Source organism: Pseudomonas sp. ASL3 (assembly GCF_056680425.1).
Window position 1 is genome coordinate 2,009,458 of the sequence record NZ_CM155281.1, and the last position, 18,398, is coordinate 2,027,855.

Consider the following 18,398-nt stretch of genomic DNA (forward strand, 5'->3'; position numbering starts at 1 on the left):
GGGCCTGGCGGGGTTGGTTTTGTCGAGGCAGTGGATAAACTTCTCGCGTCCCGCCTGCCTACCTGCGACCGGACAACCACGCGGAATACGTTGAACAGCGTCGGACAATGATGCAGGACTGGGCCAATCGTCTGGATCTTTGGGGGCATGGCAATCACCGGCTCCAGGTCTTTCAGGAAGGCCGCTGGCCGTTCGCCATTCGGTACCGCTCTCGACACCCGAGCAACTTGATGCTGTCGAACGCATCATCGATGAGTTCGAGAAAGTTCACGATCCGATCCTGAGCAGTCAATGGAACCTCTCGTTGCATACGGCGCTTTATGCACCTGCGCAAATGAAGCACCTGGAAAATATGATCACCCGCGCGCACACCATTGCGCAGCGCTATACGCATATCTACATGCAGCTGCGCTCGGCAGGGATTGATAGCCAGGACGAGCATCGTGCGATTCTCGCGGCATACCGGGCAAAAGACGTGGAGCTGGCAGTTGCGTTGATGACAACGCACGTCAAGCAAGCGTCAGATGAGGCGGCTGAATACCTGCGAGACCACTTTGAGCAAAAGTGATCGGGTGCGCAGATCATTCAGCCATTCAGCCATTCAGCCATTCAGCCATTCAGCCATTCAGCCATTCAGATTCTTGAATCAGGATCTGCCGGTCAAGGCCAAAAGAAGGTGCCTGCGCACCTTCTTCTGCCACCCTTACCTGGACTTCAAGACTTTCGGATTGGAGTTGCCCCAGATCGTGTAGAGGTCCGCCAACAACGCGCCGTTGATGGTCTCCAGCTCGGTCTGGGTGATCTCTTCATCACCCTGTTTGCCGTACAGAACGACTTCATCTCCCGCCTGCACACCCTTGATACTACTGACGTCGACCATCAGCGTATTCATGGTGACTTTGCCGATGACCGGTGCGCGTTTACCGTGAATCAGCACCGAGGCTTTGTTGGAGAATGCTCGTCGATAGCCGTCGGAGTAGCCGGCCGGTATGTTGGCGATCAACGAGTCTTTGCTCAGGGTATAGGTTCGGTCGTAGCTAATGGTGCTGCCCGCCGGGTAGGCGTTCACCGCCGCGACCCGTGACTTGAACTGCATGCCCCGTTGAAACTCGTTATGCCCGCCTACCGGATAGCCATAGAGCGCCGCCCCCGGACGAACCATATCCAGCCAACCCTCGGGCACCTCAAGGGTGGTGAAGGTATTGGCGCAGTGCAGGGTGATCCGGCTACGGTCCAGTTTGGCGTGCTCGATCAGCCAGCCGGACTGTTCCTTGAATTTGGCCAGTCCGCGGAGAACATCCTCTCGTTCTTCGACCGGGAAGTGGGTCATGATCCCGACGATATTCAGGTGATCCAGCCGCGTCAGATCCACCGCTTGTTGTTGCCCCTCTGCCGTGCTCATTTCCAGGCCGTTGCGGCTCATGCCCGCTGAATTCAGCGCCAGGTGAACAGGCAATTTCACGCTCTTGCGGGTGGCCAGTTCGTTGAGCTGGCGTGCAACCTCCAGGTTGCCGACCAGTTCTTCGATGTTGTAGCTCAGTGCATCTTCCACTTCACCAACGGTGGCGCTGCGCAAACGCATCAAGCGGCCCTTGAAGCCTTTTGCCCGAGCAACACGCGCCTCTTCATTGCTCGCCACCCCAATACAAGTGATGCCCATCCTGATGGCGGAGGGGAGCAGTAGGGCAATGCCGTTTCCATAGGCGTCGGCTTTCATTACGGCGCAGATCTGGCTTTTGCCCGCCAGCCGTTGCTGGAGTTTGGTGATATTCCCTTCGAAAGCGGCCTGATCGATCTCCAGCCAGGTATTGCTCTGGGCCGATCGACTATCGGCGCTCGGGTGTTCCGGCGTGGGATCGAGTAAAGGGGCGGCATTGACCACGGGCATCATTGCCGTCAAAGCCAGAGCGAGCGTCAGCGAGCTGAGCATAAAACGTGGCATATCGAGTCTTCCATGCTAGATGAGGAAAGGCTCTATGCACGCGTGGATCTGGCATCAGCCAGGTCCAGTTGGCATCGAGCGAACAGCCATGGAATTTTTATGCAAAGACGTCGTTTGTTTATGTGGAGTGATAGGCCTGACGCAGCGGATGACGTTGTTAAAAGGGGCTAAACAACCGAAATTTAATTTGCGCACTGGATCGGTGAAAATTGTACTTTTCAGCAAAAGCGGAATCGGCTGCCGAGGTGAAGCTTTCAGCATTTTGAGTCGAGAGCCAATTGGATAACAGCCGAGTCGGCCGCTTGAGTGGAGGGAGAATAACCGCACTCGCTTCCCTTTCTCGAAAGGCTCCCTGGATTACCAGCCCATGAGCAATAACCTGAAATTCAGCCACAAAATCCTGCTTGCCGTCTCACTGATTGTCATCGCCGTTTTCGCGTTATTTACCGCCTACAATGACTATCTGCAGCGCAGTGCAATTCGTAAAGACCTGGATAGTTATCTTCACGAGATGGGTGATGTCACCGCTAGCAATATTGCCAACTGGCTATATGGCAGAGTGTTGTTGATGGAAAACCTCTCACAGTCGGTGGCGATCAATCCAGCTCCGGAAAACATAACGCTGTTGCTGAAGCAGCAAGCCCTTGCGTCGACTTTTATCGCCACCTATGTAGGGGATAAAGAAGGTAAATTCATTACTTATCCGGACGCCAAGATGCCGGATGGCTACGACCCTCGTGCCCGCCCCTGGTACAAGGATGCGGTCAAAAGCAGCGGTCCGACCGTCACCGAGCCTTACATCGACGCCACGACCGGTAACCTGGTCATCTCCGTCGTCGACGCGGTCAGCAAGGCCGGGCAGACCCTGGGTGTCGCTGGCGGTGATCTGGGCCTGCAGGCCATTGCCGACAGTATCAATGCCCTGGACTTCAATGGTCTGGGCTATGCCTTTCTGGTCAGCGCCGACGGCAAGATTCTGGTCCACCCGGACAAAGCGTTGGTGATGAAGACACTCAAGGATGTCTATCCGCAAGATACCCCGCACATCAGCAGCGATATCAGTGAAGTTCGGACTGATGGCAAAACCCGCATCGTCACTTTTGCTCCGATCAAAGGCTTGCAATCACTGAACTGGTATGTAGGTTTGTCCGTAGACAAGGACAAGGCTTTTTCAATGCTCAGCGAATTTCGTGCTTCAGCGCTGATAGCCACCTTCATCGCCGTGCTGATTATCATCGCCTTACTCAGCATGCTGATTCGGATCCTGATGCAGCCACTGCGGGTGATGACCAGAACCATGCAGGACATCGCCGACGGTGAAGGCGATTTGACCAAGCGCCTGACCATCCAGACTCAGGACGAATTTGGCATCCTCGGTACGGCTTTCAATCGCTTCGTCGAGCGGGTTCATGGTTCGATCCGCGAAGTCTCCTCGGCCACAGAGCACGTCAACGAAGTCGCCCTGCGGGTGGTCAGCGCTTCCAATTCTTCGATGCTCAACTCCGACGAACAATCCAGCCGGACCAGTAGCGTTGCGGCCGCCATCAACCAGCTAGGCGCAGCCGCGCAGGAAATTGCCCGCAACGCAGCCCAAGCCTCGCATCAGGCCAGCGATGCCCGGGGTCTGGCTGAAGAGGGTCAGCAGGTCGTCGATAGAACTATCCAGGCAATGAACAAATTGTCCGAGATGCTCAGCACTTCCAGTGGCAACATCGAGACCCTCAACAGCAAAACGGTGAATATCGGGCAGATTCTGGAGGTGATCACCAGCATCTCCCAGCAAACCAACCTGCTTGCACTCAACGCCGCCATTGAAGCCGCCCGCGCTGGCGAGGCCGGGCGCGGTTTTGCGGTGGTCGCCGATGAGGTACGTAGCCTGGCCCATCGCACCCAGGAATCGGCGCAACAGGTACAGACGATGATCGAAGAGCTGCAAGTCGGCGCCCGCGAGTCGGTCAGTACCATGAGTCAGAGCCAACGCCACAGCCTGGAAAGCATGGAAATCGCCAACCTGGCCGGCGAGCGCTTGATTAGCGTGACCCTGCGCATCGGTGAGATCGACGGCATGAACCAATCGGTTGCCACCGCCACGGAAGAGCAGACCGCCGTGGTCGAGTCGATCAATACGGACATTAGAGAGATCAACACCCTAAATCAGGACGGCGTGGAAAACCTCCAGTCGACCCTGCGGGCCTGTTCCGATCTGGAGCAGCAGGCGGCTCGCTTGAAGCAGTTGGTGGGTAGTTTTCGGATCTGATCGGTTGCCCTCACTTTATGGGGGCCACCGTTGATGTTTTGATTGTTCTATATGGCGGGCAAGTCAGTGGGTTGCAAAAAAAGAATTATTCTCGGACATTCCGGATCACCTGTGGGAGCAGGCTTGCCTGCGAAGAGGCCAGTCGTGCAAAGAAGATCGTCATGACTTGCGGAATATTTGAGCCTGATCCAATGCTTTCGCAGCGGGACGCGTAGTTGCAAGCCTGCTCCCACATCTATGGTTACCCCCTTTTCTGCAATACTGTTTTTGATGCGTGTTTGGCTTGCTTTAATCTATCCGGCGTCTGGGGAATATCGCACCCCGCGCCTCGATGAAAATCGCGCCCGACGACCCTTGATAGAATGACGGCTTTTTCAGCCGTGTGGGAGCCCAGGGTATTCGTCAGGCCGGTATGCCGTTCACGTCATCTGTTATCCAGCATCGCAAAACCAGGTGGGTGGTGCTCGGGTGACAGCAGGGTCAGGCGCTCATCGCGCTTGGCCCTGCATCGAATTCGCTGTGATTGGCCGCGATTGCCCAGGCAATGCGGCCTAATTTGTTGGCCAGGGCGCAGACCACATGATTGCTGTGGTGTCGGCTCAGCAGTTGGCGGACCCAGTCTGCCAACGCGCCTTTCTGTCGATCCAGAGCGATCAAATAGACCCGCGCACACTGGATTAACAACCTTCTCTGGTTGGGATCGCCGCGCTTGCTGATCCCCAAAAGTCTCGGCTTGCCGCCTGTCGTGTACTGCTTGGGCACCAACCCGATCGACGCCGAGTAGTCGCGACCACACTTGTACTGCTTGCCATCGCCCAGCTCCGAGGCCAGGACGCTGGAGGTGATCGGGCCGACGCCCGGAATTGTCATCAAACGGCGAGCCAGATCATCTTCAGCGGCTTGGCGTTTGATTTGCCGGTCCATGTCCTTGATCTTCACCTCGAGGTAATTGAAGTGGCTATGCAGCTCTAACAGCAGCGCTTTGAAAGCAGGCGGGATGCTCTTTTGATCAAGCAGGACGGGGAGCTCTCTGATTGATTTGTGGCTGGCACTCAACGCAATACCGATCTCCAGAAGGATGCAGTGAATCCGATTTGACGTCGCTATGCGGTCTCTGACGAAAGCATCGCGCACCGTAATCAACAGGCCCTGCGCTTGCCGGACTTCGGTTTTTGGCGAGACAAAATGAATATTCGGACGCTTGCGTGCTTCGTAAATCGCTTCGGCATCGGCAAAGTCATTTTTGTTGCTTTTGAGCATTGGCTTCACGTGCTTGGCGGCAATCAGCTTGGGCGTATGCCCGAGTTTGATCAGCTCACGCGCTAGAAAATGGGCACCGCCACAGGCCTCCATCACCACGGTGCAAGGGTCGAGGTTGGCAAAGAATGGCAACAGCGTCACGCGAGTGAGCTTCTTGCGAAGAATCTCCTTCTCGCGACTATCAAACTCAATAGCGTGGAAGCACTGTTTTCCCAGATCAACACTCACGACTTCTACACGATTCATGGCAATGGTCTCCGTTAGGTGCCCGATGAAAGCTTAGTGGCGTTTCACCGGGCGGGACGGGGGGTAACCATTTCATTAGATTCAAGGTGAACCCAGCACCGTGTTTGCTTTGCGACAGCACGGCGTCGAAGGCGCTGCCGCAGGCTGCAATCTAGAAGCTGAACCGCTGCAGAATAACGCCCAGTCCGTCGGACATTGCCTTGAGTTCCTGGGTTGTTCGCACGATCTCACCCTGGGCTGCAGCGTTCTCTTCTACACTTTGCGCCACTCTTTCGACGTTGCAGGCGACCTGTTCACTGGCTGCGCGCTGTTCCTGCAGCGACAACGAAATGAAACTGACGGCCGCAAGAGATTCGTCCAGTGCGCCCTTGATCCTGCTCATGGATTGGCCTGCGCTTTCGACCAGTTTCTGGCCATTGGTCACGCGCTCACAGCCGGCGGCCATGCTGTCTTTGGCTTTGACCATGCCGTTTTGTATGGCATTGACCAAGGCAACGATTTCCGTGGTGGATTCTGCTGTGCGGGCGGCCAGGCTGCGAACTTCATCGGCGACCACGGCAAAACCCCGGCCTTGTTCGCCGGCTCGTGCCGCTTCGATGGCGGCATTGAGGGCAAGGAGATTGGTCTGTTCGGCGATGCCCCGAATCACACCGACAATCAGGCTGATGTCGTTCGACTGAATCGCCAATTGATCGATATCGGATGAGCTTTGTGCAACCAGATTGGCAATCTGCCCCATTTCCTGGATGGACTCTTGCATCACCGCCATACCTTCACCGGTGATTTCGCCCGCTTTCTGCGCGGTGCTCTGGGCCTGTCGAGCATTGTCGGCGATGTGAGTAATGCTCACGGAAAGCTCTTCTACCGTGGCAGCCATGGACGAGGCTGTCTCGCTTTGCAGTGCGGCGCTGCTCAATCCCTGTTCGGAGGACGCAGACAATTGCAGCGTGGCACCTTCGATCTGCTCGGAGGCCTGGCTGATCTTGCCAATCATATCGCTCAGGCTGTGGCGCATCGCCTGGACGGAGTGCAGAACGCCCGTCGACTGCTGTTGCTGATCAAACTGCGTACCGGCCAGTTTTCCCTGGGCGATGTTTGAACTGATGGCGGCAAGCTCCGCGGGTTCAGCACCGAGCTGGCGGCTCAACAGCCTGGAGAAAAAGAACGTATAGGCCGCGCCCGCGATCAGCGCCAGTGCCAGAATCAGCAGGCTGAGTTGGAGATTGAAGGTGTAGGTGATCTGGTTGTGCTCGAACTGGTTCCTGGCTTCCACCAGTTGAACCTCGATCAACTCGGAAAACTTGGCTGACAAGGGATCAATCAGCGGATACAACTGATAGGTCGCGAAACGTGCGAGACCCGCGTCGTCATTCTGGCGCAGCATGCCCTGCAAATTTTGCAATGGCCCGCGGGCGGCTTCCATCAACGGGTTGATTTGCGCGATAAGACGCGTTTCTGCCGGAATCAGTTGCGTCGATTTGTAGGCTTGCCACGTCGGATCGATTTCTTTCAGGGCTTGTTCGATCCGGGTCAGCGATTCGGCTTTGGTCAAGTTGCCGTTGCGCGCTTTGTGGGTCGCATCGACGATGTCCACGGCGTACAGGTCGGCGATTTTTTTCAAGTCCCGAAGTGGCACGACGCGATCTAGATAGACGGTCTCCAGACCGCGCACAGCGGATTGCATTCCAAAGAGTCCCAGTCCGCCGACACACAACAATCCCAGCAGTAACGCGCTGGTCAGCAGCGTCAGATGAGTCCTGATTTTCCAACTATCCATAGTCCGTAACTCCTGAATCAGCTAATCCTGATGGGCGATCGAAATGTCAGCGTCTGTTGCTGAATTGTGCGATTGGGGCATATTGACATCATGTGGTGTGTCGACGAAAGAAACCGCTGCGTTACCGGCGAATATTTACCAATCAGCGACGTTCGATAGAGCGCACGGGCGTCGATGCCAGCCTGGTCTGTCGGCTAGCGCATTTGCCAGCGTCGATTTACCCGAAGCGATCTTGCCGCAAAGAAGATGGCGTTGCGCTGGAGAGGTGCAACGCTGGAATTGGTTGTGGAGCTGTCGTATCTGCTGGCGATGCCGAGCATCATAGCCAATTCGGATTTCATCGCCACGGTGGCCGAAGGATGGGTATCAGCAACGAGAGTCCATTTCAGCAAAAGCGGAATCGGCTGCCGTAGCGGCGAGCTCAATCGCCCCGGAGCGGATATGGAAGAGCTCGGCGGCACCATGGCGTAACATGTCTTCGTTTTCCAGCTGATGTCGTCTCGAGGCAGGAGGTGGACCTTTTCGCCATACTGCAGGAAACGGGTCGGGTGGTTTCTTGAGCGGGCGTGGTGCACCGAGCGGCACAGGCGACACACATTCATCTGCAGCTCCTGGAAGCATCACCAGGAGCACGCTGGGTGACGATGCGCATCACCCAGTGTGTCGGCTTTTATAGAATGTTCAGCGGATAGCTGATGATCACCCGATGCTCGTCGCTGTCCCGTTGCGTGGACACTCCGGTGCGCAATGAGGCATGACGAAGGGCAATACTCAGGTCTTTAAGCGGTCCTTGCTGGATGACATAGTTCACGGTCAGATTGCGTTCCCATTCGTTTTTGTCGCCGCCGGGAGTGCGAATGTTCGAACCGTTTTCATACATACCCAAAAAGCTCAACCCCGGCACGCCGAGTTGCGCAAAATCATAGCCGTAGCGAACTTGCCAGGTGGTTTCCCCGGCGCGCTGGAACTTGCCGATCATCGACTCCGTCATGAAGTAAGCGGTCGATCCATCACCCTGGTTCAACCAGACCGCATCGCTGTTGCCGCTGACTTGCTGCAGGCCGGCGGCGAAGGTGTGGCCGTTCACCAGGTAGGTGAATTGTGCGCTGCTCAGGCGGCTGTCGACCTTGCCTTTGGTCACGCCGTCGCCGTAGTAGCCAAAGGTGTAGAAATCGGCGTCATGGCCGTTGGCGCCATCGGAGCGGTTGTCGAAGTGCCGCAGGTCGGTACGCAAGGTGCCGGGGCCGACCTGCCAGTCGTATTTGAGTCCCAGAAAGTTCTGTTTGTAGAAGTCCTGAAGATTGCCGTAGTAGTACTGCAAGGTCAGGTCTTTGGTCGGCTTGTAGTCCACACCGCCGTAATAGAATTTGTTGACGAATTCGCCGGTCAGCGCGTTGTTTGCGCCGGGAATGGACATGCCCATCTGGTGGGTTAAAGCGCGACCTTTGACATGCTCCAACTGGCCGAGGGTGAAGGTGAAGTTCTCCAGGTCCCTGGATTGGATCTGCCCGCCGTTGAAAGTCTGTTGCAGCAAGCGGTCAGTGGACATCACCACCGGCAGCATCGGTACCAAGGTGCCGTATTTCAGTTCGGTGTTGGAGAACTTTGCTTTGGCGGTCAGGCCCAGGCTGCCGAACTCATCGACCGCTCGGCCATCATCCGTGGGGAAAACGTTGCCGGTGAAGGTTTTACCCTCAGCGTTGTAGTGCCGCCCTTTGCCGGAGTCCAGACGTATGCCGAACATGCCGATGGCATCCATCCCGAACCCGACCGTGCCTTGAGTAAAGCCGGACTGAAAATTGGCGATGAAACCCTGGCCCCATTCCTGGGTGTAGTTGGGGGCGGCCGCGCCGCTGCGGTTGTCGGCATTACTGAAAAAGTTGCGGGCCAGCACGCTGAGCTTGCTGTCTTCTACCAGGCCGGCGGCATAACCCTGTTGAGCGATGATCAGGCCGCAAATTCCGGCTACTACTTTAGGTGCGCGATTGAAAAGCTCCATCGGAGTCGTCCCCATGCTGTTGTCGAGTGGTGTGAGAGGCAGTCAAAGGCGGCAGTAAAGTTTTTTATTGTTTTTCAGGAGCAACGGTGGCCGGCAAGACGTTCAATCTCACGGGCGGCAAACGGTACAGAATGAACAGCGCCAACACCCCGATGCCGGCGCAGAGCACCAGGCCGACACCGACCGATTGGGCCAGCGCATCGCGGGCGAGGTTCAGCCATTGCGGGTGTTCGAGCAGGGCTGTATCGGGACGCAGGAGGATCTGCGGATCGGCATACAAGGCCAGTCCGTCAGCGTGTCCCTCGGCGATAAAAAGATGCCGCAGGTTGGCGCTGTAAAGCAGGTTGACCAGCACTCCCATTCCGGCCGTCCCCAGCAGTCCGCCGACCAGACGCAATGATTGGGTCAGCGCGGTAGCAATCCCGAGGAACTGGCGCTCGGCGAGGGTTTGAGTGAAGACCGTCAGGTTCAGCAGGATGAATCCCAGTCCAAGGCCTGCCAGCAGAATCAAGCCGAGCAACAGACTGAAAGACGCCCCACGTCCGGCGAGAGCCAAGCCGAGGCAAGCCAGCAGCAGAGCTGCAAAACCGCACAGTGGCAACAGATTCGGATTGCGCAGGCGAGTCACGACGCGCCCGTTGATGATCGCACCGAGGGTAATGCTCAGCGCCAGCGGCGTAATCAGCAGTCCGGCATCCTGCGGTGAATAGCCATAGCTGCCTTGCAGCAGCAACGGCAGGTAAAACAGCAACGAAAACATGATCGCGCCGGCCGCCACTGACAACAGAAACAGCAGGCGCATGCTCGGCAGCCTGAGCAATGCCGAGGGCAGCAGTGCGTGTGTGCAGCGCCGCTCCCAAAACCACAGGGCGACGGTCGCCGCCACACAGCTCAATCCCAGCACCACACTCAACGTCAAGCTGGAATGCCCCAACCATTCGACGAACAGTTGCAGGCTGCCCAGCGCCAGGGCGATCAACAATGCGCCTGGCCAGTCCAGACTGATCTTCGCCCGTTGTTGCGGGCGGTAGTAAGGCAGATAGCGCCAGGCGAAAAACAGCGCCAGGCAGCCCAACGGCAGATTGAGATAGAACACCGAGCGCCAGCCAAATGCGCCCGTCAGATAGCCACCCAATCCGGGGCCGATGGCGTTCACCACGCTGAACAGGGCGCTGAGCAGCATCTGCCAGCGCAGGCGTTGTCGGGTGTCGGGAAACAGTTCCGGAATGCAGGCGAACGCTGTGCCGATCAACATGCCGCCACCGACACCCTGCAAGGCGCGGCCGATCACCAGCAATAACATGTCGCTGGCCAGGGTGCAGGCCAGTGACGCCAGGGTGAAGATCAGTGTGGCGGCAATCACGAATGGCTTGCGCCCATAGTAATCGCCCAGTCGGCCAAAGATCGGGATGGTGACGATCGATGCCAGCATGTAACCCGTGGCGACCCAGGCGTAGAGCTCAAAGCCCTTGAGCTCGGCGACGATGCTCGGCAAGGCGTTGCCGATCACCGTCTGGTCGAGCGCCGAGAGCATCAACACCAGTGAAATGCCAAGCATCGCGAGCAATGCCTGCTTGAAGCTCAGCGGAGGGTGGGTCGCCACAGTCATGGTCGGTTCCTCAGCTCAGCGCCGCAACGGCAGCGGCAATCCGCGAGCAACCTTCGTCGAGGGTCTTGATGTCGGTGGCTATCGACATCCGGAAGAACGGCGCCAGGCCATAGGCGGTTCCCGCCACCACGGCCACACCTTGGCTTTCCAGCAGGTACATGACGACGTCGTAGTCGGTGTCCAGTTGCTTGCCTTGGGCAGTGGTCTTGCCGAGCAAACCCGTGCAGTTCACATAGAGGTAGAACGCACCGTCGGGCTTGCGGCAACTCAGGCCGTCAATGGCGTTGAGCAGGCCCAGGCAGCGATCACGTCGTTGCTGGTAGACCGCCACGCTTTCCTTGACGAAGCGTTGGTCGCCGTTGAGCGCTTCGACGGCTGCCGCCTGGCTGACCGAGCAGGCATTGCTGGTCGATTGCGATTGCAGGGTCGCCATGGCAGCGATCAAGTCGGTCGGGCCTGCTGCGTAGCCGATGCGCCAGCCGGTCATGGCGTAGGTTTTGGACACGCCGTTGACCACCAGGGTGCGCTCGGTCAACGCCGGTTCGATGGCGAGGATGTGCGGGTTGTCCAGACCTTCGTAGCGGATGTGTTCGTAGATGTCGTCGGTCATCAGCAATACATGCGGATGTTCGAGCAGCACATCGGCCAGGGCTTTTAGTTCGGCGGCGCTGTAGCTGGCACCAGTCGGGTTGCTGGGCGAGTTGAGCAGCAGCCAGCGGGTTCTTTCGGTGATTGCACCGCGCAATTGAGCAGGGGTCAGTTTGAAGGCGTTTTCTTCGGGACAGGCGAGGGTGACAGGGTCACCTTCGCAGGCCAGCACCATGTCGGGGTACGACACCCAGTACGGCGCGGGGATCAGTACTTCATCTCCAGCGCCAAGGGTGGCGGCGAAGGCATTGAAAATCGCACTCTTCGCGCCGCTGGTTACCAGGACCTGATTCGCGCCGTAGGTCAGGCCGTTTTCCCGTGCCAGTTTGTCGACAATCGCCTGGCGCAACTGCGGGGTACCGGCGTTTTGCGTGTAACGAGTTTCGCCACGTTCGATGGCGGCGCTGGCAGCCTGCCGAATATGCGCCGGGGTATCAAAGTCCGGCTCGCCGACGACCAGGTTGATGATGGACTTGCCTTGCCGACGCAGTTCGTTCGCACGGTCGGAAGCGGCGCTGCTGGGCGATGGTTTGATACGTTGCACACGGGCGGCGATGCGGGAGGCGGTCACGTGTCGTTCCTCGTTGATGACGTTGACGAGGCACTACAGTACGAGCCGCTGTCGTGGACTCATAAGACGAGATCGTTCTGGTCTGATAGGAAGTGCTTATGGCTGGAACTGAACAGCCGCAGCACCAAAGTGGTGCGCTCAAGCCCGTATGCTTGTTGCGGGCACCGATTCGCACGCAAAGCGTCGAGCCATAGCAAAGGCTTATGGTTGAGCCTTGCAGTTAACAATGCGCGCGATGTATGGGGCTGGCCTGGCTCTTGCTAAAGCCTGTGGACAGCCTCCCTTTTTCGAGCAAGAGCAACGCCACCGTGAATCTGCGTCGTTTGAAGTATTTCGTGAAACTCGTCGATATCGGCAGCATGACCCAGGCCGCCGATGTGTTGCATATCGCGCAGCCGGCACTGAGTCAGCAACTGGCCACGCTGGAAGCAGAACTGCAGCAACAACTGCTGATCCGGACCAAGCGCGGCGTCACCCCGACCGAAGCGGGCAAGGTGCTTTACGGCCATGCGCAAATCATTCTGCGCCAATGCGAACAGGCTCAGAGTGACGTCAATGCCACCGGGCAGGCATTGTCCGGTCAGGTGTCGGTAGGCCTGGCGCCAGGCACCGCTGCATCGACGCTGTCCTTGCCGCTGTTGCGAAGAGTGCGCGAACGACATCCGGGCATTCTGCTGTACCTCAATGAAAACTTCGGTACCACGTTAAGCGAGTTGATCATGAACGGCCGGATGGACATGGCCGTGCTCTATGGTGGGCGTGAAGTGCACGGCTTGAGCTTTGTCTCGCTGCTGCGTGAGAACCTCTACCTGGTCAGTGCCGATCCCTCAGTCAGCGATCGTGAAGACATTCCTCTGGCCGAACTGGCGGACATGGACATGCTCCTGCCGCGCCCCTACAACGTCATGCGCCGGTTGGTGGACGAAGCCTTCCTGCGCATCGGCATGAGCGCACGGGTGATGGCTGAAATCGAATCTTCGATCACCCTGACCGCCGCAGTCGCCGAGCACTTCGGTTCGACCATCCTGCCCGAATCCTCGGCGCGGGTGATGGTTGCTGCCACGTCGGTGCATATGTGTCGCATTGTCGAGCCCGAGATCGAGGCGCCACTGGCGCTGTGCCTGTCCGGCCACCTGCCGCTGTCCGTGCCGGCCCAGGCAGTCAAGGCGATCTTGCTCGAATTGGTCGCCGAGATGCGTGGCAGCCTCATCTAACCAGCCATAAGGACGGCTTATTACCCCAAAGCCAAAGCGTCTTGGCCGCCTTTTGATGGACTCGTTACATTGATCCCCATCCACTCAGACACGCTCGACAGGCAGGGGCCCACGCATGGATTCAGAACGCATCAAGGGGTTGATCGATTTGCTGGCCGAATCCGATCTGCTCGAACTGAGTCTGACCGAAGGCGACAGCACGATTCGTCTTTTCAAGCAGGAAGGGAAGGTTCAGACCAGCGAGCCGGTGGGTGAACAGGTGCCGGTATTGCGCCCGGTTTCGCCCGAGGCAGATAACTCGTCGGTGGCTGCAGTCGAGATCAAGGCCAGCCTGTACGGCGTCCTGCATCTGACACCCGCCGCCGGAGAGGCGACGTTTGTCACAGTCGGTGAGCAGATCGAGGCGGGGCAGACCCTGGCGGTCATCGAAGCCATGAAAATGTTCCACCCGGTCAAGGCCAAATCCGCTGGCAAGATCACCGCGATCCTCGCCCAGAGTGGTGCCGAAGTCGAAGCTGGTCAGTCGTTGTTCCATCTCGGCTGACTCCAAGCCCATCCTCTTTCAGGTGAATTCAATGTTCGACAAAGTGCTGATCGCCAACCGTGGCGAAATCGCCCTGCGCATTCAGCGTGCCTGCCATGGCCTCGGGTTGCAGACCGTGGTGGTGCACTCCGAGGCTGATCGCCACGCCCAGTATGTGCAAAACGCTCACCAGGCCCTGTGCATCGGGCCGGCCTCACCGAGCCAGAGCTACCTGAACCAGGCGGCGCTGCTGTTCGCGGCCAAGGTCAGCGGCGCCCAGGCGATCCATCCGGGCTATGGTTTTCTTTCGGAAAATGCCGGGTTCGCCGAGCGTATCGAAGCGGCTGGCCTGACCTTCATCGGCCCCAGCGCCGCGTGCATTCGTACTTTGGGCGACAAGGTCGCCGCCAAGCGTGCGATGCGTGAAGCCGGCGTGCCGTGCGTGCCCGGGCCGGATTCGGTGATGCCGACCGACGATGAAAGCATCCGCACCATCGCCCGTGAAATCGGTTACCCGGTGATCGTCAAGGCCGCGGGCGGTGGCGGTGGGCGCGGCATGCGGGTTGTGAAGGAAGAGGACGAACTGCTCGATTCCATCGCGCTGACCCGCGAAGAGGCGCGTCTGGCCTTCGGCAACCCGGAACTCTACATCGAGAAGTTTCTTGGCCATCCACGGCATGTGGAAATCCAGGTGTTATGCGATGCCCATGGCAACGCGATCTGGCTCGGCTGCCGCGATTGTTCCTTGCAGCGTCGGCATCAGAAGGTCCTGGAGGAAGCGCCGGCACCGGGAATTGCCCCCGAGTTGATCGCCAAGGTCGGCGAACGCTGTGCGGCCGCTTGCCGGCAGATCGGCTATCGCGGCGTCGGTACCTTCGAGTTTTTGTATGAGGACGGTGAGTTCTTCTTCATCGAGATGAATACGCGGCTGCAAGTCGAGCATCCCGTGACCGAGATGACCACCGGCATCGATATCGTCCAGCAACAACTGCGCATGGCCCGAGGCGAAGTGTTGGAGCTGCGCCAGCACGACGTGCAACTCAATGGTCATTCACTGGAATGCCGAATCAACGCTGAAGACCCGGTCACCTTCATGCCGACCCCGGGGCTGATTCAGCGCTGGGAAGTGCCCGGCGGCTTTGGTGTGCGGGTCGACTCCCATGTCACCAGCGGTTATCGGGTGCCGCCTTATTACGACTCGATGGTGGCCAAGGTCATCACCCACGGCGCGACCCGCGAAGAGGCCATAGCCCGTATGCGCCTGGCCCTGAGTGAAATGTGCGTGGAAGGCATCTCCACCAACATCCCCCTGCACCGCGACATTCTCGACGACCCGGCGTTCTGTGCCGGTGGCGTGGACATTCACCATCTGGAGCGCTGGCTGCAACAACGGAGTCCGACATGAGTACTGCTTCTGTATCGCAGCGTCCGCATATCAGCCTGCTTGGTTCCACGGCCTTGCTGTTCGAAGCCCCGGGCGAGCTGGATCTGGCGCCGCAACAACGTATCTGGAGTCTGGCGCTACAGGCCGGGCAGTGGGCCGAGATACACGAAGCGGTTCCCGGTATGAACAACCTGATGCTGACCTTCGTCAAGCCGCCTCGCGACCTCAACGGTCTTTGCGAGCGACTGCTCGAAGCGTGGGAGGCGAGCCAGCCGTTGCCGCTCGAAGGGCGCATCGTCGAATTGCCGGTGGTGTATGGCGGCGAGTTCGGCCCGCACATGGGTGATGTCGTGGCGCACACCGGCCTCGACATGGAGACCATCGCCAATCTGCATTGCGAGCCGCTGTACCCGGTGTATGCCTTGGGCAGCCATCCGGGTTACTGCTACCTCGGCGGCATGGACCCGCGTCTGGCCACGCCACGGCGCCAGGTTCCGGTGCTCAACATTGCCGCCGGCTCGGTGTCGATCGGCGGTGTGCAGACCGGTGTGTCCGCATCGGCCGGCCCCAGCGGCTGGAACACCATCGGCCGGACCGAAATGTCATTTTTCGACCCGACCCAAAACCCTCCGGCCATGCTGCGGCCGGGTGACATGTTGCGCTTGCGCATCGAGAGGATCATTCGATGATCGAGATTCTATCGGCCACGGCCCTGGCGACCGTGCAGGACTTCGGCCGCTTCGGCAGCCTGGGTTATGGCGTGGGAACCTCCGGCGCAATGGACCATTTGGCACTGGCACTGGGCAACCTGTTGCTGGGCAATCCCGAGGACGCAGCGGCTATCGAGATTCCACTGTTTCCGTTCGAAGTACGGTTTGTTCAGGACTGTACTTTCGCGGTGACCGGTGCGGCCTGTGAAGCGACTCTGGACGGTCAGCCATTGCCGCCGTACTGGGTGGCGCAGGCCCGGGAAGGGCAGGTGCTCAGTCTCGGCTATCCAACGTACGGCAGTCGCGCCTATCTGTGCCTGGCCGGGGGTATCGACGTTCCGTCCGTTCTTGGCTCGCGCAGCACGCAATTGCGCGGTGAGTTCGGTGGCTTGCAAGGACGGGCCTTGCAGCAGGGCGACCGGCTTTCGGCACTGCGTCCAGGAAAGACTGTACTGCCCACCGATTTCGGGGTCGTGTCGCCGAGCCTGGCGTTGCCGTTGCAACGCGATGGGCTGCCCGCCATGCGCGTACTGCCAGCGGCCGAATACGAGCGCTTTCTGGATGAGTCCTGTGCGGCATTCTGGGCCGGGGAGTGGAAGATCACTACCCAGAGCAACCGTTACGGTTACCGGCTCGAAGGCGCGCCGATCTTGCCCTCGACCCCCATGGAAATCCGCTCCCACGGCATCGTCCCGGGCGTGATTCAGGTACCCCACGGCGGGCAGCCCATCATCCAGATGCGCGACGCGCAACCCAGTGGCGGTTATCCGAAATTCGGCACGGTGATCGAAGCCGACCTCTGGCGCCTGGGGCAGGCACCGATCGGTAGCAAGGTGCGTTTTATCGAGTGCAGCTACACCGAAGCCGTTGCGGCTCTGGAAGACAATCAGCGCTATCTCGAGGAGGTTCGCCGCTTGGTCGAACTTCACGGGCTGGCCTCGCGTTAAGGACATTCAAGCATGACTAATCAGGAAATCCGCCAGTTGGCGGTGTGGCTGAAGGAGACCCACCTGGCTGGCGCAGAAATACGTCGCCCGGGACTGCATCTGCTGCTCAAGCGCAGTTACGACGAGGTAGCGACGCCTGCGGCATTAACCGCGCAAACCGCTGTGCCAGTGGCATCGAGCGCTATTGATGAACAGCATTTGAAGACTCCAGGCCTGGGCCGGTTGTTGCTGACGCACCCTGAACAGACCGACGTTCTGGCGTCGGTCGGCAGTCGGGTGGAACAAGGACAACTGGTTGCCCTGCTGCAAGTCGGCGACCTGCTGTTGCCGGTACGCAGCCAAAGGGCAGGGCGGGTTGCAGCGGTGCTGGTGCCCTGTGGCACGACCGTCGGCTATGGCGAGGCGTTCATGCGTCTGGATGCGGCATGAGCGGGCGAGGGGAGAGGTGATGAACATTGATTTGAACGCTGATCTGGGCGAGGGCTTCGGTCCTTGGCGCATGGGTGAAGATGAGGCGTTGATGAGCCTTATCTCATCGGCGAACGTGGCGTGTGGTTTCCATGCCGGCGATCCGCTAATCATGGACAACACCGTGCGCCTGGCCAAGGCTGGTGGTATCGATCTGGGTGCCCATGTCGGCTTCCCGGACTTGATGGGCTTCGGCAGGCGCCAGATGAACATCGAGCTCAAGGAGCTTGCGACCTATGTGGTCTATCAGCTCGGCGCCCTGGCGGGGATGGCGGCAGTCAATGGCCACCGCATGACCCACATGAGCTTTCATGGCGCGCTGGGCAATATGGTCGCTGCCGACGCGGCGCTGGCTGGGCCGTTGATCTGTGCGGTGGCCGCTTTCGACCCGACGCTGATCATCAGCTCATCGAGCAGTCGGGCCATCGAAAGCGCCGCCGAAAAATGCGGCCTGCGGGTTGCCACGACGTTTTTGGCGGACCGCGCCTACGACGATGACTGCCTGCTGGTGCCGCGCAAGGTGCCGGGGTCGGTGATCAAGGAGCCGGCTTCGGTGCTGCAGCGGGTTCGGCAATTGCTGGAGGAGGGCACTGTGACCAGTCTCAATGGCAAGCGGATTGCCGTGCCTGCGCACTCGATTCTGTTGCACGGTGACACGCCGGGCGCCGTGGACCTGGCACGAACGATTCGTCGTGAACTCGAGCAGTCCGGGGGCTGTGTCACGCCGATTTCGCAGCTGCTGGCGTAGGTGTCGCACCGTCATAAGCAGGGCTTATCGCCACACAGTCATTCCGTCTTGGTGCCCGGCTTCAGGGCTGGATAGAGTCGAAGTCATCGCGATCA

17 protein-coding genes are annotated in these 18,398 nt (G+C 58.9%); 11 read left to right on the forward strand and 6 right to left on the reverse strand.

The genetic code is table 11. The features are described from left to right. Positions 1 to 139: 139 nt before the first annotated feature. Positions 140 to 568, forward strand: coding sequence for a GntR family transcriptional regulator (locus tag AC1MEE_RS09195; RefSeq protein ID WP_480415031.1), 429 nt, complete (start codon positions 140 to 142; stop codon positions 566 to 568). A 135-nt stretch (positions 569 to 703) separates the two neighbouring features. On the opposite strand, the gene alr is transcribed toward AC1MEE_RS09195, so the two are convergent. Next, positions 704 to 1,942, reverse strand: a complete 1,239-nt coding sequence (gene alr / locus AC1MEE_RS09200) for an alanine racemase (protein WP_480415032.1) — start codon at positions 1,940 to 1,942, stop codon at positions 704 to 706. A gap of 34 nt (positions 1,943 to 1,976) precedes the next feature. Here alr and AC1MEE_RS09205 point away from each other — a divergent pair, with 34 nt between their 5' ends. Both AC1MEE_RS09205 and AC1MEE_RS09210 read left to right on the forward strand, forming a co-directional pair. Further along, the gene (locus AC1MEE_RS09205; RefSeq protein ID WP_480415033.1) at positions 1,977 to 2,228 is read left to right on the forward strand and encodes a hypothetical protein; all 252 of its coding nucleotides are present in this window, start codon (positions 1,977 to 1,979) and stop codon (positions 2,226 to 2,228) included. 81 nt (positions 2,229 to 2,309) lie between these two features. Next, positions 2,310 to 4,199, forward strand: a complete 1,890-nt coding sequence (locus AC1MEE_RS09210) for a methyl-accepting chemotaxis protein (RefSeq protein WP_480415034.1) — start codon at positions 2,310 to 2,312, stop codon at positions 4,197 to 4,199. Between the two features lie 480 nt (positions 4,200 to 4,679). Here AC1MEE_RS09210 and AC1MEE_RS09215 read toward each other — a convergent pair whose 3' ends face one another. Beyond that, positions 4,680 to 5,705 carry an IS110 family RNA-guided transposase gene (locus AC1MEE_RS09215; RefSeq protein WP_480413682.1) on the reverse strand — a complete coding sequence of 342 codons (1,026 nt, stop codon included), beginning with the start codon at positions 5,703 to 5,705 and terminating at the stop codon, positions 4,680 to 4,682. A gap of 151 nt (positions 5,706 to 5,856) precedes the next feature. Next, positions 5,857 to 7,482, reverse strand: a complete 1,626-nt coding sequence (locus AC1MEE_RS09220; RefSeq protein ID WP_480415036.1) for a methyl-accepting chemotaxis protein — start codon at positions 7,480 to 7,482, stop codon at positions 5,857 to 5,859. 246 nt (positions 7,483 to 7,728) lie between these two features. Here AC1MEE_RS09220 and AC1MEE_RS09225 point away from each other — a divergent pair, with 246 nt between their 5' ends. Beyond that, positions 7,729 to 7,953 (forward strand): hypothetical protein, encoded by a 225-nt coding sequence (locus tag AC1MEE_RS09225; RefSeq protein WP_480415037.1) that lies wholly within the window; start codon positions 7,729 to 7,731, stop codon positions 7,951 to 7,953. 199 nt (positions 7,954 to 8,152) lie between these two features. On the opposite strand, the gene AC1MEE_RS09230 is transcribed toward AC1MEE_RS09225, so the two are convergent. The 3 genes from AC1MEE_RS09230 to AC1MEE_RS09240 all read right to left on the reverse strand — a co-directional run bounded on the left by AC1MEE_RS09230 (position 8,153) and on the right by AC1MEE_RS09240 (position 12,309). After that, complete coding sequence (locus tag AC1MEE_RS09230; RefSeq protein ID WP_480415038.1) at positions 8,153 to 9,481, reverse strand: OprD family porin; 1,329 nt, start codon at positions 9,479 to 9,481, stop codon at positions 8,153 to 8,155. Positions 9,482 to 9,545: 64 nt separating this feature from the next. After that, the gene (locus tag AC1MEE_RS09235) at positions 9,546 to 11,090 is read right to left on the reverse strand and encodes an MFS transporter (RefSeq protein ID WP_480415040.1); all 1,545 of its coding nucleotides are present in this window, start codon (positions 11,088 to 11,090) and stop codon (positions 9,546 to 9,548) included. A 10-nt stretch (positions 11,091 to 11,100) separates the two neighbouring features. Continuing rightward, on the reverse strand, positions 11,101 to 12,309 hold the full coding sequence (locus AC1MEE_RS09240; protein ID WP_480415041.1) for an aspartate transaminase: 1,209 nt from the start codon (positions 12,307 to 12,309) through the stop codon (positions 11,101 to 11,103). A 308-nt stretch (positions 12,310 to 12,617) separates the two neighbouring features. Between AC1MEE_RS09240 and nac the strand changes: the two genes are divergently transcribed. From nac to AC1MEE_RS09275, 7 genes are all read left to right on the forward strand, one after another. After that, positions 12,618 to 13,523: a nitrogen assimilation transcriptional regulator NAC gene (gene nac, locus AC1MEE_RS09245; RefSeq protein ID WP_480415042.1), complete on the forward strand. Its 906-nt coding sequence runs from the start codon at positions 12,618 to 12,620 to the stop codon at positions 13,521 to 13,523. Between the two features lie 115 nt (positions 13,524 to 13,638). Further along, positions 13,639 to 14,067, forward strand: a complete 429-nt coding sequence (locus tag AC1MEE_RS09250) for an acetyl-CoA carboxylase biotin carboxyl carrier protein (protein WP_480415043.1) — start codon at positions 13,639 to 13,641, stop codon at positions 14,065 to 14,067. 31 nt (positions 14,068 to 14,098) lie between these two features. Beyond that, positions 14,099 to 15,451: an acetyl-CoA carboxylase biotin carboxylase subunit gene (gene accC, locus AC1MEE_RS09255; RefSeq protein WP_480415044.1), complete on the forward strand. Its 1,353-nt coding sequence runs from the start codon at positions 14,099 to 14,101 to the stop codon at positions 15,449 to 15,451. Then, entirely contained in the window at positions 15,448 to 16,119 is a 672-nt protein-coding gene (pxpB, locus tag AC1MEE_RS09260) for a 5-oxoprolinase subunit PxpB (RefSeq protein WP_480415045.1), read from the forward strand. Before accC ends, pxpB begins: the two co-directional genes overlap by 4 nt. After that, the gene (locus AC1MEE_RS09265) at positions 16,116 to 17,087 is read left to right on the forward strand and encodes a 5-oxoprolinase subunit C family protein (protein WP_480415046.1); all 972 of its coding nucleotides are present in this window, start codon (positions 16,116 to 16,118) and stop codon (positions 17,085 to 17,087) included. Before pxpB ends, AC1MEE_RS09265 begins: the two co-directional genes overlap by 4 nt. A gap of 12 nt (positions 17,088 to 17,099) precedes the next feature. After that, entirely contained in the window at positions 17,100 to 17,516 is a 417-nt protein-coding gene (locus AC1MEE_RS09270; RefSeq protein ID WP_480415047.1) for an acetyl-CoA carboxylase biotin carboxyl carrier protein, read from the forward strand. Positions 17,517 to 17,535: 19 nt separating this feature from the next. Beyond that, positions 17,536 to 18,303 (forward strand): LamB/YcsF family protein, encoded by a 768-nt coding sequence (locus tag AC1MEE_RS09275; protein WP_480415048.1) that lies wholly within the window; start codon positions 17,536 to 17,538, stop codon positions 18,301 to 18,303. Positions 18,304 to 18,398: the final 95 nt, after the last annotated feature.

Excerpts from the sequence above, each read along its gene's own strand:
- alr (WP_480415032.1), bottom strand. The coding sequence starts at position 1,942 with ATGCCACGTTTTATGCTCAGCTCGCTGACGCTCGCTCTGGCTTTGACG.
- AC1MEE_RS09205 (WP_480415033.1), top strand. The coding sequence starts at position 1,977 with ATGCACGCGTGGATCTGGCATCAGCCAGGTCCAGTTGGCATCGAGCGA.
- AC1MEE_RS09210 (WP_480415034.1), top strand. The coding sequence starts at position 2,310 with ATGAGCAATAACCTGAAATTCAGCCACAAAATCCTGCTTGCCGTCTCA.
- AC1MEE_RS09215 (WP_480413682.1), bottom strand. The coding sequence starts at position 5,705 with ATGAATCGTGTAGAAGTCGTGAGTGTTGATCTGGGAAAACAGTGCTTC.
- AC1MEE_RS09220 (WP_480415036.1), bottom strand. The coding sequence starts at position 7,482 with ATGGATAGTTGGAAAATCAGGACTCATCTGACGCTGCTGACCAGCGCG.
- AC1MEE_RS09225 (WP_480415037.1), top strand. The coding sequence starts at position 7,729 with ATGGCGTTGCGCTGGAGAGGTGCAACGCTGGAATTGGTTGTGGAGCTG.
- AC1MEE_RS09230 (WP_480415038.1), bottom strand. The coding sequence starts at position 9,481 with ATGGAGCTTTTCAATCGCGCACCTAAAGTAGTAGCCGGAATTTGCGGC.
- AC1MEE_RS09235 (WP_480415040.1), bottom strand. The coding sequence starts at position 11,090 with ATGACTGTGGCGACCCACCCTCCGCTGAGCTTCAAGCAGGCATTGCTC.
- AC1MEE_RS09250 (WP_480415043.1), top strand. The coding sequence starts at position 13,639 with ATGGATTCAGAACGCATCAAGGGGTTGATCGATTTGCTGGCCGAATCC.
- accC (WP_480415044.1), top strand. The coding sequence starts at position 14,099 with ATGTTCGACAAAGTGCTGATCGCCAACCGTGGCGAAATCGCCCTGCGC.
- pxpB (WP_480415045.1), top strand. The coding sequence starts at position 15,448 with ATGAGTACTGCTTCTGTATCGCAGCGTCCGCATATCAGCCTGCTTGGT.
- AC1MEE_RS09265 (WP_480415046.1), top strand. The coding sequence starts at position 16,116 with ATGATCGAGATTCTATCGGCCACGGCCCTGGCGACCGTGCAGGACTTC.
- AC1MEE_RS09270 (WP_480415047.1), top strand. The coding sequence starts at position 17,100 with ATGACTAATCAGGAAATCCGCCAGTTGGCGGTGTGGCTGAAGGAGACC.
- AC1MEE_RS09275 (WP_480415048.1), top strand. The coding sequence starts at position 17,536 with ATGAACATTGATTTGAACGCTGATCTGGGCGAGGGCTTCGGTCCTTGG.